This is a genomic window from Zunongwangia profunda SM-A87 (assembly GCF_000023465.1).
Lineage (GTDB): Bacteria > Bacteroidota > Bacteroidia > Flavobacteriales > Flavobacteriaceae > Zunongwangia > Zunongwangia profunda.
On sequence record NC_014041.1, the window covers coordinates 3046697 to 3062373 of the forward strand.

Consider the following 15677-nt stretch of genomic DNA (forward strand, 5'->3'; position numbering starts at 1 on the left):
TACCAAATATTACTTTTCTAATTTAATCGACGTGATTTATGCCTGTACAAACAACACCTAAAGCTTCTAAAACATACACTCAAGACGAAGCCTTTAAAGCTTCTTTAGCGTATTTTAAAGGTGATGATCTTGCCGCCCGTGTTTGGGTTAACAAGTATGCCTTAAAGGATTCAGACGGCAACATCTACGAGCAAACCCCTAACGATATGCACCGTAGAATTGCCAAAGAGATTGCCCGTGTAGAACAGCGATATCCAAACCCAATGACCGAGGATGAAGTTTTTGATCTTATTAAAGACTTTAAATACATCGTACCACAGGGAAGCCCGATGGCAGGAATAGGAAATCCTTACCAGATCGCTTCGTTATCTAACTGTTTTGTGATTGGCAATGAGGGGAGCTCAGATTCTTATGGTGGGGTAATGAAAATCGATCAGGAGCAGGTACAATTAATGAAACGTCGTGGTGGTGTTGGTCACGATCTTTCCCATATAAGACCTAAAGGCTCCCCGGTTAAAAACTCCGCTTTAACCTCAACGGGAATTGTTCCTTTTATGGAGCGTTATTCCAACTCTACCAGAGAAGTGGCCCAGGATGGTCGTCGTGGCGCCTTAATGCTTTCCGTATCAATCAATCATCCCGATTCAGAAGATTTTATTGATGCAAAAATGGAGCAGGGTAAAGTTACGGGGGCAAACGTTTCTGTACGAATTGACGATGATTTTATGAAAGCGGTAAAAAATAAAACTGCTTATACACAAAAATATCCTGTTTTTAGTGATGCGCCTAAATTCAGTAAAGAGATTGAAGCCGAAAAGCTTTGGAAAAAAATCGTTCATAACGCCTGGAAATCAGCAGAGCCTGGGATTCTATTTTGGGACACGGTAATTAACGAATCCGTACCAGATTGCTATGCGGATCTTGGCTATAAAACGGTTTCTACCAACCCATGTGGTGAAATCCCACTTTGTCCTTATGATTCTTGTCGTTTACTGGCTATTAACTTGTTCTCTTATGTTGAAGATCCTTTTACTACAAAAGCTAAATTCAACTACACACTTTTTAAAAAACACATAAGCGCAGCACAAAGAATTATGGACGATATCATCGATCTGGAGTTAGAAAAAATCGATGCTATCTTACAAAAAATAGATGCTGATCCTGAAAATGAAGATGTAAAAGGTGTTGAAAGAAATCTGTGGTTAAACATCAAAAAGAAGGCTGAGGAAGGCCGTAGAACCGGGATTGGTATTACTGCAGAAGGTGACATGCTTGCCGGACTTGGTATTAAATACGGAAGCGAAGAAGGGGTAGCGTTTTCTACTGAAATCCATAAAAATATTGCCCTTGCAGCTTATCGTGCTTCAGTAGAAACGGCAAAAGAGAGAGGTGCATTCGGTATTTTTGATTCAGATCGTGAAAAGGAAAATCCTTTTATCCTTCGCTTGAAGGAAGCCGATGAAAAATTATACTATGATATGTTAGAATACGGTCGTAGGAATATTGCACTTTTAACCATCGCGCCTACCGGAACTACCAGTTTAATGACACAAACCACTTCTGGGATCGAGCCTGTTTTCTTACCGGTTTATAAACGTAGAAGAAAAGTAAATCCCAACGATAAAGATGTTAGGGTTGATTTTGTAGATGAAGTTGGCGATAGCTGGGAAGAATATGTAGTTTTCCATCACCGTTTTAAAGAATGGATGAAGATAAACGGTCACGATATTGATAAAAACTATTCGAATACTGATCTGGACGAACTTGTAAAAGCATCTCCCTATTACCAGGCCACCAGTAATGATGTAGACTGGTTAAGTAAAGTAAGAATGCAGGGCGCTGTGCAAAAATGGGTAGATCATTCTATTAGTGTGACGATCAATTTGCCTAATGATGTTAGTGAAGATCTGGTAGGCAGGTTATATCTTGAAGCATGGCAGGCAGGCTGCAAAGGAGTTACCGTTTATCGTGACGGATCACGTTCTGGCGTTTTGATTTCTAATGACGAGAAAAAAGAAGAAGAAAAAGAAGGAAACGGTATTTTTCCTACAAAGCGCCCACAGGTTTTAGAGGCTGATGTAGTTCGTTTCCAAAACAGCAAAGATAAATGGATCGCCTTTATAGGACTAATTGATGGTCGTCCTTACGAGATTTTCACAGGATTTTCAGACGATGAAGATGGCATCCTAATCCCTAGATGGGTAAATGAAGGCTTGATTATAAAAAACCGAAATGAAGACGGGACGTCCCGCTACGATTTTCAGTATAAAAATAAAAGAGGTTACAAAACCACTATTGAAGGTTTATCTCACAAATTTAATCCTGAATTCTGGAATTATGCCAAATTAATTTCCAGTACACTAAGACATGGTATGCCAATAGACAATGTGGTGAACCTGGTAAACAGTCTTCAATTAGATTCAGAATCCATCAATACCTGGAAAAATGGAGTTGCAAGAGCTTTAAAACGCTTCATAGCAGATGGTACCGTAGCCAAAAAAGAGAAATGTACTAATTGTAATTCCTCTAACCTTATCTATCAGGAAGGTTGTTTAACCTGTAAAGATTGTGGGTCATCTAAATGTGGATAGCAGAAAAAGATTCACAAAAAATACATATTTTTAAGTGTTAACTAAAGGCTGCCTATTGGCGGCCTTTTTTAATTGAACATCTAAGCCCACTTCTGGAAATTTATAGTTTAATGCCTACTTTTTTTATAAAAGATATTCCGGAATTATATATTTTTAGCACGCTTTTCCCAGCATAATATTATTCACTTTCAAATTTTGATTTTTACCATCAAAATGACTTTTGGAATCTTAAGATTCTGTAGCGGTAATGAATATCAACTATTTTTGTGTGCTCTTCTATTTCGTAATTATAGGAGTATACAGTCAGGAATCCAGAAAAAACTGGAATGAAGGAAATATAACCTGGGATGACGGACTTCCGGGAACGCGAAATTTCTTTTGAGAATACTACTTCAGAATTAAAATACTTAATTGGCTACAAAACGCGAAAAGAAAAAATAAACGATACCGTAGTATTTAGATTGCAAAGTTTTTGCTACACCGATACGCAACTTTCGTGGATAAAACCGGGATTTAAAGCGCCTCAAAATCTGCAATACAATCAGGTAATTTTTAATATTGCAGAATTATACCGAAGAAAATTACAATACGATCTGGATCGCCTTGGTTCTTGTTTTTCAGTGGAAACTGCTTTTAAACATCAATATGAGGCCCTAAATAATGAAGTAGAAATTTTCCAAAGTCAAAGCCTTAGTGGAAGGGGTTTAAAATTGTATAGGAATGGACCGCCAATATAGACGACCGTCTAGCGATCTACAAAAATAATGCGATCCAAAAAAAAACTAATTTTGGATTGGGATTAAATGTGGGTGCTGCTTACAGTTTTAGAAAAAATACTGTGAACGAACATTTTGGCAATTCTATTGGTTTTAATTTTGGCTTCGATTTTTCCTATAAAAATTCAATGCTTTATATCAACACTGTTTTATCTGGAGGTGATGTAGATAGAACAAATGCTGGCAGACCCCATTGGGAAGAAGGTCTGGATTTTACATTTGCTTGATAGATGTTTCATACGGTTATGTAATCATAAGCTGCCAATTCAGCTTTAAAAATTGCACCATTTGCCGGACTCGCAATAACCGAATTCTCTGAAAATGATTATGACAATAAAGAAAGTGATCTTCGAATGCATACGATTCCAAGTGTATTTTTAAGCAAAAGAGAGAGTATTGGATCTTCTTCCATAAGATCGAGATGGTTGGCTTGGCTACTCGAAATAAATTTTAGGAGGATATAAATGGTTATTCTATAAATCTGGCAATTGGTATATCATGGTATTTTAGACTTATCAAATAAGAACTTGACCAAAGCGTACAAAACCGTTTTCTGTTAAAATTTAAAATCTTAATATTTTAGATTTGTTTATGGAGCTCAAAACTTTTATAATCTAAAAAAAAAGAACCCCATGAAAAAGGAAATCACATTAGAAAAAGTAATTTCCAGTGCTCCCGATTTAATTCTTTACGCCGCTCCGATCATGATTGGACTGGCGCTTTTAGAATTCTATTTTAGCTGGAAAACCAAAAGAGACCTTTATGAGAAAAAAGATTTCTTGACCTCACTAACCATTGGTCTCGTTTATATTTTACAAGGCCTGGTAACCAAATCTATCATGTTTGGACTTGTACTATGGGTTTATAATTCGGTTTCATGGAGTATTCCGGTAAACTGGTTCACCTCTATTTTATGCTTTGTTGTTCTGGATTTTTGCAGATATTGGGCTCATCGATACGGGCATGAAGTTAATTTTTTGTGGGCCACACATGTTACCCATCATAATTCAGAAAAATATAACCTCTCTACCTCCTTTAGATTATCCTGGACCCAACAGATAAAAGTGATTTTTTTTATTCCTATCAGTTTTTTAGGATTTCATCCCGTCGTCTTTTTTATCTGTCACCAGATTGCCGTGTTATACCAGTTTTGGATTCATACAGAACTAATTGACAGAATGCCAAAATGGTTTAGTTTCATCTTTGTTACTCCATCACATCATCGCGTTCACCATGGTAGAAATGAAAATTACCTCGATAAAAATTACGGCTCAACTTTTATAATATGGGATCGTATGTTTGGCACTTTCGAACCTGAAACAGAAAAATCGATCTATGGGATTATTGATCAGCCAAAACATTTTAACCCTGTAAAACATGTTTTCCATGTTTGGGTAGATATTTTTAAAAATATGCGTCGTGCCGGCAGCCTAAAAAAAGCTTTATGGATTTTTGTGGCACCACCCAGTTCACTAGAAAAAAATCCCGGTAAAAAAAACGCTTAAAAACAAAGAAGCTCGCCTGGTAAGCGAGCTTCTTTGTTTTTATTTAAATTCTTACCCTAGACATCACAAATTGTAATTCCTTCTTTTAAAGCTTCCAGTTTATCATCGTAGGTAGGAATAAATTCTTGTGCCAAATAACCGTCAAAGCCAGTTTCGATTATGGCTTTCACAATAGCGGGATAATATAGTTCCTGTGAATCATTAATCTCATTACGACCGGGAACACCTCCAGTATGATAATGATTTATATAATCATGATGTTTTTTAATAGTAGCAATTACATCCCCTTCCATTATTTGCATATGATACACATCATAGAGTAATTTAAAGTTCGGCATTTCAGTACGTTTTGCCAGCTCTACCCCCCATTCGGTATGATCGCACATATAATCATGATGATCTACTTTACTGTTTAAAAGCTCCATTACAAGGTTTACATTGCGCTCCTGCGCATATTCCAATAATGGTTTTAGCCCGTTAACACAGTTTTTAAATCCGGTTTCATCGTCCATTCCACGGCGATTCCCCGAAAAAACGATCACATTTTTAATTCCGTGTTTCGAAGCTTTTTCGATTAAAGGCCTATAAGATTCCTGTAAATGTTTATGGTTTTTTACTTCGTTAAAACCATTTTCGATATTTGCAAACGAATCTGTCGCCATCGAGCATTCTAAACCATATTTCTCTACCGTATCCCACTCTTCGGGTGTTAAGAGATCGATACCTTTTAATCCAATTTCCGCAGCATTTTTGGCAAATTCTTCCAAAGGAATATTTTGATAACACCAGCGGCAGGCCGAATGTTTAATATTATTTTTTAAGCGTTTCATATTTAGGTTGATTGGTTTTGCTTCAGCTTCCAATGCAATCATCGGGCTTATCCCTAAAACACCAGCACCTACGGCCATTGCTTTAATCGCAGATCTTCGATTTGTTCTACTCATCCTTTTCAGAAATTATTAATAAGCGTAAAATATACATTATAAATTAAAAAACTGTAGTAAATCTTATTATTTTAATGATATACTAAATATGACAGTATAAACTTAAGCAATTTCAAAGTTATACCCAGATTTTACCAGCTTTTGATAATTATCATAATCAAATTTATAAAGAAAGGCACCTCTTCTGGATGTGGTTTTATCTTTCTCGTTAAGCTTGATTAATAATCCCAGTGTCATTAGTTTTTTCCTGAAATTTCTATCATCCAGCTTCTTTTGATAAATCGCTTCATATAGTGACTGTAATTGGGGAATTGTGAATTTTTCTGGTAAAAGCTCAAAACCTATAGGCTGGTACCTGGCTTTTCGTTTTAGCCTTGCCATGGCATCTTCTACCATCTGCCCGTGATCTAACACCAGTTCTGGTAACTCGTTTAATTCGAACCAATGGGCACCATGTGTTTCTGTAAGTTCTTTATCGTAATCATCGATTCTAATCAACGCAAATTGTGCGATAGAAACACAGCGATAACCAGGATCCCGATTAGCCAAGCCGTAGGCTTTCAACTGCTCCATAAAAACATTATCCAAACCGGTAATCTCTGTAAGTACACGTTTGGCTGCCTCGCTAACATCTTCTTCCATTCGTACAAAGCTTCCAATTAAGGACCAGGCTCCTAAAAATGGCTCTACTCTTCTTTTAAAAACAAGTAATTTTAACTTTCCTGCATCAAAACCAAAAATAATACAATCGGTTGCTACGTACATTTTATCTTTTTGTACGTAGAGATCTTTTAAAGCTGGGGTCATAGGCGTATTTTATACAGTTTGCTGTTAAATATAGGGAAATACTTAAAAAATATTCTCTTAAAAAGATGAATGTAATTTTTACGTTTATTATATTTGATCTATAAATTTACTAAAAATTAGCATATTGAGTACTTCAACCAACGCGCAAAACATACCAGAAGTTTTTTCTGATTTTAAGCCAATTGTTAAGGTTGCCTCCCCCGGAAGGATAAACCTTATTGGTGAACATACCGATTACAACAACGGTTTTGTAATGCCTACTGCTATCGATAAGAAAATATATTTCGAATTTAAAGAAAACGAAACCGATAGCACATGTCGGGTTTATAGCGCCACGTATAATGCCTATTTAGAATTCGACCTGCATCATTTATCCATAAGTGATAAATCCTGGGAAAATTATATTTTAGGAGTGGCTAACGAGATAAATCTTTTAGGCAAAAAACTAAAAGGATTTGATTGTATCATAAAAAGCGATCTTTCTACCGGCGCCGGGATAAGTTCTTCTGCAGCATTGGAATGTGGGTTTGCCGCGGGGCTAAATGCGCTTTTCGATCTTGGATTAAGTAAACTGGAAATCACGCAGCTCTCGCAAAGAGCCGAACATAATTTTGTAGGTAACAAATGCGGAATTATGGACCAATATGCCTCTGTAATGAGTAAACAGGATCATATTATCCTTTTAGATTGTGAAAGTTTACATGCTGAATATATTCCGGCAGATTTTAAATCCTGTAAACTATTATTACTAAACACTAATGTTTCGCATAACCTGGCCGATAGTGAGTACAATACCCGTAGGCAAGAATGTGAAGCTGCCGTAGATATTATTCAAAAACAATATCCAGAAGTAAAAAGTCTTCGCGATGTAAATCTTGATATGCTTGAAGAGTTTAAAGAGCAACTACAAGGAAAACAATACCAACGGTCACGCTACGTAATCGAAGAAAACAATCGCGTAATGAAGGCTACAACAGCTATAAAAGCTGGTGAACTTAGCGAGTTTGGTGATTTGATGTACGGTTCTCACGACGGCCTTCAGCATAATTATGAAGTTAGTTGCCCAGAGCTTGATTTCCTGGTAGAATTCTCCAGGCCTAAAGAGTATATCTACGGTTCCCGAATGATGGGTGGTGGTTTTGGAGGTTGTACTATCAATTTAATCGAAGCCGATAAAATCGAAGAATATATTGCTGAAGCTGCTGAAGCTTATTTTAAGAAGTTCGATATAAAATTAGACACAATTGCTGTTTCACCTAGTGAAGGTACGATCGTAGAAAAGCTTTAATTATTAATTAGAAAAAGATAACAATGAGTCACGACATTAATTCGATCCCTCATAGAAGATATAATATTTTAACCGGCGAATGGATTCTTTGTTCTCCACATCGTACCAAACGACCATGGCAGGGAAAAACCGAAAAGGATACTACGCCTAAAAAGGAAACCTACGATCCCAGTTGCTATCTATGCCCGGGAAATACCAGAAGCACCGGCGATAAAAATCCAGATTATAAAGAACCATATACTTTTATAAATGACTTCTCTGCCCTTCTAATCGATAGTCCTGTGGCTACTCAGGAAAATGGGCTGATGAAGGCTGAAACAGAAATTGGAATCTGTAAAGTGGTTTGCTTTTCACCAGATCACTCCCTTACCCTTCCTTTAATGGAAGAAGAAGACATTACTAAAGTGGTAAAAACCTGGAAAAAGGAATATGACGAGTTAGGAAGTCAGGAAAATATTAATTATGTGCAGATCTTTGAAAACAAAGGTGCCATTATGGGCTGTAGTAATCCGCATCCACATGGGCAAATCTGGTCACAAATGTCTATTCCAACCGAAATTGAAAAAAAATCAAAGCATTTTAAAGAATACTGGGATAAGAATCAAAGCAGTTTACTTGGTGATTATTTAAAACAGGAACTGGAAGCTAAAGAGCGAATTATTGTAGAAAATGAGCATTTTGTTGCGCTTGTTCCTTATTGGGCGGTTTGGCCATATGAGATTATGATTGCGCCAAAGAAACATCAGCAGCATATTGGGCAGTTAAGTGAGGACGAAGAAAAAGCCTTTGCTGAAATTCTTAAAAAACTGACTATAAAATATGACAACCTTTTTGAAACATCGTTCCCCTATTCAAGCGGAATTCATCAAATACCAACCGATGGCGCTGAATATCCCGAATGGCATTGGCACATGAGTTTTTACCCGCCGCTATTACGTTCAGCTACAGTGAAAAAATTTATGGTAGGTTACGAAATGTTTGCCGGCCCACAACGGGACATCACTGCAGAGCAGGCTGCAAAAACATTACAAAATCTAAGTGACATTCATTATTTAAAGCAATAATTTTTCTAACTAACCAACCAATAAAAAAATCCCGAAGTCTAATGCTTCGGGATTTTTTTATTGGGTATTAAAACGTTATTTCTACCAGAACATGGCATATCACATGGCAACGATCAAAATGATCACAAAACTACCGATATTAAAAATAGGTCCTGTTTTAAATAAATTTCTACTAAGCGTAATTGATTTCTCCTGAATTTTGCCTCCGGTTTCAAGATAACTGATAATTATCATGATAAGCATGGTTAAAATCCAGGTGGCCATCATCTGGTGCATAAATGGCCAGGTAATAAAGAAGGGAGAATCGCTCCATCCGTTTGGCCCTACTTTAAAGTACAATGCAATCGGAATCGAAACCAGTACTCCCCAGATCGCTGCATTATTGGTTGTTTTTCTCCAGAATAAACCTAGCATAAATACCGCTAAGATCCCCGGGCTAACAACCCCGGTATATTCCTGAATATATTGGAAAACCTGTCCTAAACTTTTTAGTTGAGGTGCTAAAATAATGGCAATAACCAAAGCGATAGAAGCAGTAACCCTACCTACATTTACCAGTCCTTTTTCTGAAGTTCCCGCTTTTTCCTGGAAGAATGGCTTATAGATATCCATGGTAAAGATCGTAGCGGTAGAGTTAAGCATAGAAGCTAATGACGATACAATCGCTGCCGCAAGTGCTGCTAAAACAAGTCCTTTAAGACCCGCAGGCACAAATTCCTTAATTAACCATGGCGCAGCATTATCATTGATAATTCTGCCGTTTTCTCCAAAGAAAGAAGCACTGGTTACCCCTTCGTTAATCATACCACTGGCATCACTATTCATCACAAAAGCGATAATACCCGGAATTACGGTAATAAGTGGAATTAATATCTTTAAAAATCCTGCAAGTACGATCCCGCGTTGAGATTCTTTTAAACTTTTAGCTGCAAGGGTTCTTTGAATAATATATTGGTTAAAGCCCCAGTAATAAAGGTTTGCTACCCAAAGACCACCAACTAAAACAGCGATTCCCGGTAAATCCCACCATGCATCCTTACCATTTGGTGTAATGATTTCTCCTTTATCAAGGATCATAGAGAATTTCTCTGGTACCTGCTCGTAAACTTCAGCCATACCGGTAAAGATATTTCCATCACTAGAAACGTGTTCTAAAGCGATATATGTGGTGATTAGCCCCCCAATAACCAAAAGTACCACCTGTACCACATCTGTCCATGCCACTGCCGATAAACCTCCATACAAAGAGTAAGCTGCAGCAAACAAAGCAAGCCCAATAATACATTCCATAAAAATTGCGCCATCACCGCTACCAATAATCGTATCTAGCGCCGTAGCTCCTAAGTAAAGTACAGAAGTAAGATTAACGAAAATAAATAAACAGATCCAGAAAATAGCCAAGATCGTTTTCAGGTTTTTACTGTAACGAACCTCAATAAATTCTGGAATGGTATAAAGTTTCTTTTCAATAAAAATCGGTAAGAAAAATTTACCTACTACAATTAAAGTAATGGCAGCCATCCATTCGTAAGAGGCGATAGCCAAACCTAGCGCAAAACCAGAACCAGACATCCCGATAAATTGCTCTGCAGAAATATTTGCTGCAATTAGTGAAGCACCTATCGCCCACCATGGCAAAGATTTACTGGCCAGGAAATAATCCTCTGAAGTATCTCCTTTCCCACGAGAAACCCATAATCCTACCCCGATTATAAGCAACGCATAGGCAACGAATACTATCACGTCTAATAATTCAAATTCCATATAAAAAAGTTTAGAGTGTATTTTTTAGAAAATCTCAGTATTTGAAAATAAATCGATGTAGCTTCTAATAATTAGAAAAACGCATCGAATCCCAAATGAAATAAAATTTTCACAATATTTTGCTAAAGATATTACTTTTTTAAATTATAAGCGTAAAAAATACGCTTATAGTCAAAATTACTATTTTTTTACACTAAATTTAAAACTCATCCTATTGTAATAAGTGTTCCCAGGTTCCAACACACTGTTGGGAAAATTCCTGAAATTTGGCGCATCCGGGAAGTTTTGCCCTTCAAAACAAATCGAAGGAAATTCAGATATTCTGGTTTGGTAGTTTAAATCATCCGGTAAAGCTTCTGGAGCATATACCACTACCGCAGGTTGATTGGTAGACATATCTAATTTTATTCCTGTTAACGGAGCAAAAAGTTGTGCAGCTAACTCATCACCGTCACTATTAAGTACGAAAGTGTCATCAAGATTTCTATTTCCTATTAAACGATTACTTGCAAAGTCTTTAGCATGTCCCTGCAAATTATTTAAATTTCCGGTAGGTAATTGCTTATCGTTAATTTCTAAAATCTTATCTGCATTAATTTTTAAAAAGTGATCGCTTACGCTACCTTCTCCGTTAAGATTAAAATACGCATGATTGGTTAAGTTAATTACTGTTTTTTTATCGGTTTTTGCTTCATATTCGATAATCAAGTCGTTTTCCTCATTTAGAGTATACGTAACAAAAACTTCTAAATTACCGGGATAACCTTCTTCATTATGTTTACTAAAGTACCTTAATTTAACAGTAGGGTTTTCTTCATGCTTTTCTTCTACGATCTCCCAGTATTTATACTGGAATCCATGTTCCCCACCGTGCAAATGCACACCATTTTCTTGATAAAGACTAAATTCTTTGCCTTCCAGTTCAAATTTCCCTTCAGAAATCCTTCCGGCATATCTACCTATAGAAGCTCCAAAGCACTGGTTATGGGTTTTATTTAAGGGGCTTGGTAAATCCTGTATTCTTGGTGATACAATTACATTTACCATTTTCTGATTTTTATCGTAAAGTTTAATACTCCCAATAGCTGCACCAAAATTTACGATACTAACCTCTGTACTGGCTTTATTTACCAGCTTCACGGTTTTTAATTCTTTATTATTTTCCAATTTTATATAGTTTATAATAATAAAAAAATCGTCCTAATACAGGACGACTTTAAATCTATTTCTTCTCTTCAATCCAGCGATCAACTTTGGATTCTAAAACATCTAAAGGTAATGCTCCATCCAAAAGAATAACGTCATGAAATTCTTTAATGTCAAAATCTTCTCCTAAAGCAGCTTTAGATTTTTCTCTTAAATCCAGTATTTTCTTCATTCCTATTTTATAAGCGGTGGCCTGGCCTGGCATCACAATATGTCGTTCTACCATCTTAATACAATCACTTTCGGCATTTGGTGTGTTCTTTTTATAAAATTCTATACCTTCTTCCCTGCTCCATTTTTTATGATGAATGCCGGTATCGACGACTAAACGACAGGCTCTCCACAATTCCATCGCCAGACGACCAAAATCAGCATAAGGATCTTTGTAAAAACCTATTTCCTTTGGTAAATATTCACTGTACAATCCCCAACCTTCAATATAAGCACCGTACCCCCAAAATTTTCTGAATTGCGGAATACCTTTTAATTCCTGAGCAATGGCAATTTGCATATGATGTCCCGGGATACCTTCGTGATAAGCCAAAGCCTCTAATTGATAGGTTGGCATGGCTTTCATATCATAAAGATTTACGTAAAATATACCAGGACGAGAACCATCAGGTGCGGGTTGTTGGTAAAATGCCTTTCCTGCACTTTTCTCGCGAAAAGCTTCTACCGCTTTTACTTTAATTTTGGCCTTTGGTTTGGTTAAAAACAGATCGTCAAGTTTGCCCCGCATTTTATCTATAATCGATCTTGCATCAGCTAAATACTTCTTTTTAGCTTCTGGCGTATTCTCGTAATAAAATTGTTCATCATTTCGCATAAAGTCGAAAAAATCCTGTAGCGAACCTTCAAAATTCACTTCCTTTATGATCTTTTCCATTTCTCCCTGAATCCTGGTTACTTCACTAAGACCGTATTCATGGATTTCTTCCGCAGTCATATCTGTGGTTGTGGTGCGCTTAAGGGCAAGACTATAAAATTTATCACCTTTCGGGAATTTCCAGGCTCCATCGTCACTATTAGCTCTTTTTTGTTGACTTTCCAGTATTTCTATCAACGAAAGATACGCCGGTTGCACGTGTTCTACCAAAGCCAACTCTGCCTCTCTTATTAACTTTACTTTCTGATCTTCATCAATTTCAACTTTATCAACTTTTCCTTTAAAATCCTCTAAAAGCGTACTTGCATTTTCAGACTTTTCAAAAGGTTTTCCTTTAATGATATTACGACAATCATCAAGTACCTTTTCAAAAACAAATCGCGGTGGAATAATTCCATTTTGCTCTCTAATCTTAATTCCGCCAATCACTTGTTTAAAAGCTTTTGTGAAACCTTTTAATCTTGAGATATATGCCTTCGCATCTGCGATAGAATCGATTCTGTGATTATTGATTAAAAAAGCCGGTAAACGGGTATGATATCCAAACATTTGATTTACCGGATAATCATAAAATCGATAATCATAATCTTCAATTTCATTATAGACCTGTCTTTTATACAATCGGTAACTCAGGTTGGTCTCTTCATTTAATGAATTTGGATCAATCTTATCCAGATAATCTTTTCGCTTTCTTGCCTCTTTCAGCTCGTCTGCGTAACGTAAATGAGAAAAATCGTCCCATTTTCCATAGTTCGTTTTTCTACCCAGCTGGGTTTGCATCATAGGCGATTCCTGAACTTCTATTTCGAACTGTTCTTCAAAATATTGATTCAGTTTTTCAGAAGCCTCAGAAATTTCAGCTTCAGAATAGTTTTGTTTCTTCTGGTTTGTGCAGGCGGCAAAAGCCAATACGATCAGAAAAAAGCTTACTTTTCTTAAATTCCTCAGCATTACTTTTTATTTTTTCAGTACCGAAAATTTAATGGCAGAATCTCCAAATACGGTATGTGTTTGTTTCTGAAAATCGTCTTTTTCAGCTTTAAAAATGTTGTCTACATAAATTTGTGGGTTAAGATCGATTAAAGGAAACCAGGTACTTTGAATCTGGATTTGCATCTTATGGCCCTTTTTAAAGGTATGGTTTACCCCTTGTAATGTAATATTTACATCAGTCTTTTTGTTAGGCTCAAACGGCTCTGGTTTTGAGAAATCATTTCTAAAACGGCCCCGCATCACTTCACTACGAACCATCATGTGATAATTGCTCATCTTTAAATGATCCATCGTTTCAGGATAGTTCTCGGCATCTGGAGGGTATACATCGATCACTTTGACTACCCAATCTGCGGCGCTTCCCGTAGTTGCAACTTTTAGCATTGCTTCAATTTCTCCAACCACACTTAGATCTTCGTCTAAAACTTCGGTTTCATACACCAGTACATCCGGTCTTCTTGCTGCAAACCGCTGGTCGCCGGTCATGTATTCCCGTGGCGTAAATACCGTCTTGATTTCATCGTTATACGATACCGGTTTTGCAGGGTCACTTACAAACTCTTGTTTTGTATCTGTGGGCTGGGTTGTAAGTTCCTGATCATCCCCTAAATAAAAAGTTTTTGTTACGGTGTTTTTTGGAGGCCACTGCCCATAATCTGTCCATTCCCTTTTACCAGTATCATAAATATGTGCCTCAGCCAAGTCTAAGGAGCCTTTACCGTTTTGTTTTAAGAAATGGTTAAAGAACTTTGTTTCGTAATCCTGTTGAAATCTTGTAGAAAGGCTATCCCCAAAATACACATTGCCAACAGACTGCCTCCCGCTTTCCCGAGCCCAGTCACCGTGGCTCCAGGGGCCATACACCAAAATATTATAGGTATTGCTGGATTTTTCAATTTTCCTGTACTCATTAAATGGTCCATATAAATCTTCAGCATCAAATAATCCACCAACAATCATCACCGCAGGTTTTACATCATCTAAATGTTGGATAATCCCTCTGGATTGCCAAAATTCGTCATAATTAGGATGGTCTTTTAACTGTTGCCAGAATTCGTTATCTTCTTTATAATATTCATCTAAAGTACTTAGTGGTGTATGATCTAAGAAGAATTGATACTGATCCTGAGTGCCAAGTTCTGGTAACTCATACCAACTCTCTGTTGTAGGGGCATCCTTTTGATATCCAAAAAGTGCAGTTGCCCTCCAGTAGCTTAAGAGATAAGCACCATTATGATGAAAATCATCGAAAAAGAAATCTGAAATTCCCGCTTGTGGTGAAACCGCTTTTAGAGCTTCGTGAGAATCTATTAAAGAATAAACTGAATAGAATCCTGGGTAAGAAATTCCCCACATTCCAACGTTTCCATTATTGTTATCTACATTTTTTACCAACCAATCGATAGTATCATAAGTATCGCTGGCTTCATCAAATTGTTCTCCTTTTTTATTGGGAATATAGGCACGCATGTTATCATACGTTCCTTCACTCATCCAACGCCCGCGTACATCCTGATACACGATAATATTTCCCTGTTGCATCAGGTACTGGTTAGGACCAATCATAGAACGCATTTGTCCTTCTCCATAAGGTCTGGAGCTATAAGGCGTTCTTTGCATAATAATTGGATACTTTTTTGAGGTATCCTTAGGAGTATAAATTGTAGTGTGCAGTTTAGTACCATCCCGCATGGGAATATCCACTTCAGTTTTGGTGTAATGATCTTTTACGTTGTAATCATTGCCCGATTGAGCAGCAACCTGAAATACTACAAAGAGTAATAACGTATAAAGTAATGATCGCTGGTGTAATTTCATTATTCAGGAATTGTATTTTTAATCCCTAAAGATAG

The 15677-nt window shown here is 36.9% G+C and carries 12 protein-coding genes; 6 read left to right on the top strand and 6 right to left on the bottom strand.

Translation table 11 applies throughout. The features are described from left to right. The first annotated feature begins 38 nt into the window (after positions 1 to 38). From ZPR_RS13420 to ZPR_RS13435, 4 genes are all read left to right on the top strand, one after another. A complete protein-coding gene (locus ZPR_RS13420) occupies positions 39 to 2591 on the top strand; it encodes an adenosylcobalamin-dependent ribonucleoside-diphosphate reductase (protein ID WP_013072243.1) in 2553 nt (850 codons plus the stop codon). Between the two features lie 347 nt (positions 2592 to 2938). Beyond that, on the top strand, positions 2939 to 3328 hold the full coding sequence (locus ZPR_RS13425; RefSeq protein WP_041578930.1) for a hypothetical protein: 390 nt from the start codon (positions 2939 to 2941) through the stop codon (positions 3326 to 3328). A 56-nt stretch (positions 3329 to 3384) separates the two neighbouring features. Continuing rightward, complete coding sequence (locus ZPR_RS13430; RefSeq protein ID WP_041578931.1) at positions 3385 to 3594, top strand: hypothetical protein; 210 nt, start codon at positions 3385 to 3387, stop codon at positions 3592 to 3594. A 405-nt stretch (positions 3595 to 3999) separates the two neighbouring features. Next, positions 4000 to 4872, top strand: a complete 873-nt coding sequence (locus ZPR_RS13435; RefSeq protein ID WP_013072247.1) for a sterol desaturase family protein — start codon at positions 4000 to 4002, stop codon at positions 4870 to 4872. Between the two features lie 56 nt (positions 4873 to 4928). Here ZPR_RS13435 and ZPR_RS13440 read toward each other — a convergent pair whose 3' ends face one another. Together ZPR_RS13440 and ZPR_RS13445 are read right to left on the bottom strand one after the other, a co-directional pair. Then, positions 4929 to 5816: a hydroxypyruvate isomerase family protein gene (locus ZPR_RS13440; protein WP_041578932.1), complete on the bottom strand. Its 888-nt coding sequence runs from the start codon at positions 5814 to 5816 to the stop codon at positions 4929 to 4931. Between the two features lie 102 nt (positions 5817 to 5918). Further along, a complete protein-coding gene (locus ZPR_RS13445) occupies positions 5919 to 6623 on the bottom strand; it encodes an NUDIX hydrolase (protein ID WP_013072249.1) in 705 nt (234 codons plus the stop codon). A gap of 124 nt (positions 6624 to 6747) precedes the next feature. On the opposite strand from ZPR_RS13445, the gene galK reads away from it, so the two are divergent. Then, positions 6748 to 7911, top strand: a complete 1164-nt coding sequence (gene galK, locus ZPR_RS13450) for a galactokinase (RefSeq protein WP_013072250.1) — start codon at positions 6748 to 6750, stop codon at positions 7909 to 7911. Between the two features lie 23 nt (positions 7912 to 7934). After that, positions 7935 to 8975, top strand: a complete 1041-nt coding sequence (locus tag ZPR_RS13455) for a UDP-glucose--hexose-1-phosphate uridylyltransferase (protein WP_013072251.1) — start codon at positions 7935 to 7937, stop codon at positions 8973 to 8975. A gap of 99 nt (positions 8976 to 9074) precedes the next feature. Here the strand turns inward: ZPR_RS13455 and ZPR_RS13460 are convergent, their stop codons facing one another. From ZPR_RS13460 to ZPR_RS13475, 4 genes are all read right to left on the bottom strand, one after another. Further along, on the bottom strand, positions 9075 to 10739 hold the full coding sequence (locus ZPR_RS13460) for a sodium:solute symporter family transporter (RefSeq protein ID WP_013072252.1): 1665 nt from the start codon (positions 10737 to 10739) through the stop codon (positions 9075 to 9077). A 180-nt stretch (positions 10740 to 10919) separates the two neighbouring features. After that, complete coding sequence (locus ZPR_RS13465) at positions 10920 to 11906, bottom strand: aldose epimerase family protein (protein WP_013072253.1); 987 nt, start codon at positions 11904 to 11906, stop codon at positions 10920 to 10922. 55 nt (positions 11907 to 11961) lie between these two features. Continuing rightward, positions 11962 to 13782 carry a DUF885 domain-containing protein gene (locus ZPR_RS13470; protein ID WP_013072254.1) on the bottom strand — a complete coding sequence of 607 codons (1821 nt, stop codon included), beginning with the start codon at positions 13780 to 13782 and terminating at the stop codon, positions 11962 to 11964. 6 nt (positions 13783 to 13788) lie between these two features. Continuing rightward, positions 13789 to 15642, bottom strand: coding sequence for a CocE/NonD family hydrolase (locus ZPR_RS13475; protein ID WP_013072255.1), 1854 nt, complete (start codon positions 15640 to 15642; stop codon positions 13789 to 13791). Between the last annotated feature and the right edge of the window lie 35 nt (positions 15643 to 15677).

Excerpts from the sequence above, each read along its gene's own strand:
- ZPR_RS13420 (WP_013072243.1), top strand. The coding sequence starts at position 39 with ATGCCTGTACAAACAACACCTAAAGCTTCTAAAACATACACTCAAGAC.
- ZPR_RS13425 (WP_041578930.1), top strand. The coding sequence starts at position 2,939 with ATGACGGACTTCCGGGAACGCGAAATTTCTTTTGAGAATACTACTTCA.
- ZPR_RS13435 (WP_013072247.1), top strand. The coding sequence starts at position 4,000 with ATGAAAAAGGAAATCACATTAGAAAAAGTAATTTCCAGTGCTCCCGAT.
- ZPR_RS13440 (WP_041578932.1), bottom strand. The coding sequence starts at position 5,816 with ATGAGTAGAACAAATCGAAGATCTGCGATTAAAGCAATGGCCGTAGGT.
- ZPR_RS13445 (WP_013072249.1), bottom strand. The coding sequence starts at position 6,623 with ATGACCCCAGCTTTAAAAGATCTCTACGTACAAAAAGATAAAATGTAC.
- ZPR_RS13455 (WP_013072251.1), top strand. The coding sequence starts at position 7,935 with ATGAGTCACGACATTAATTCGATCCCTCATAGAAGATATAATATTTTA.
- ZPR_RS13460 (WP_013072252.1), bottom strand. The coding sequence starts at position 10,739 with ATGGAATTTGAATTATTAGACGTGATAGTATTCGTTGCCTATGCGTTG.
- ZPR_RS13470 (WP_013072254.1), bottom strand. The coding sequence starts at position 13,782 with ATGCTGAGGAATTTAAGAAAAGTAAGCTTTTTTCTGATCGTATTGGCT.
- ZPR_RS13475 (WP_013072255.1), bottom strand. The coding sequence starts at position 15,642 with ATGAAATTACACCAGCGATCATTACTTTATACGTTATTACTCTTTGTA.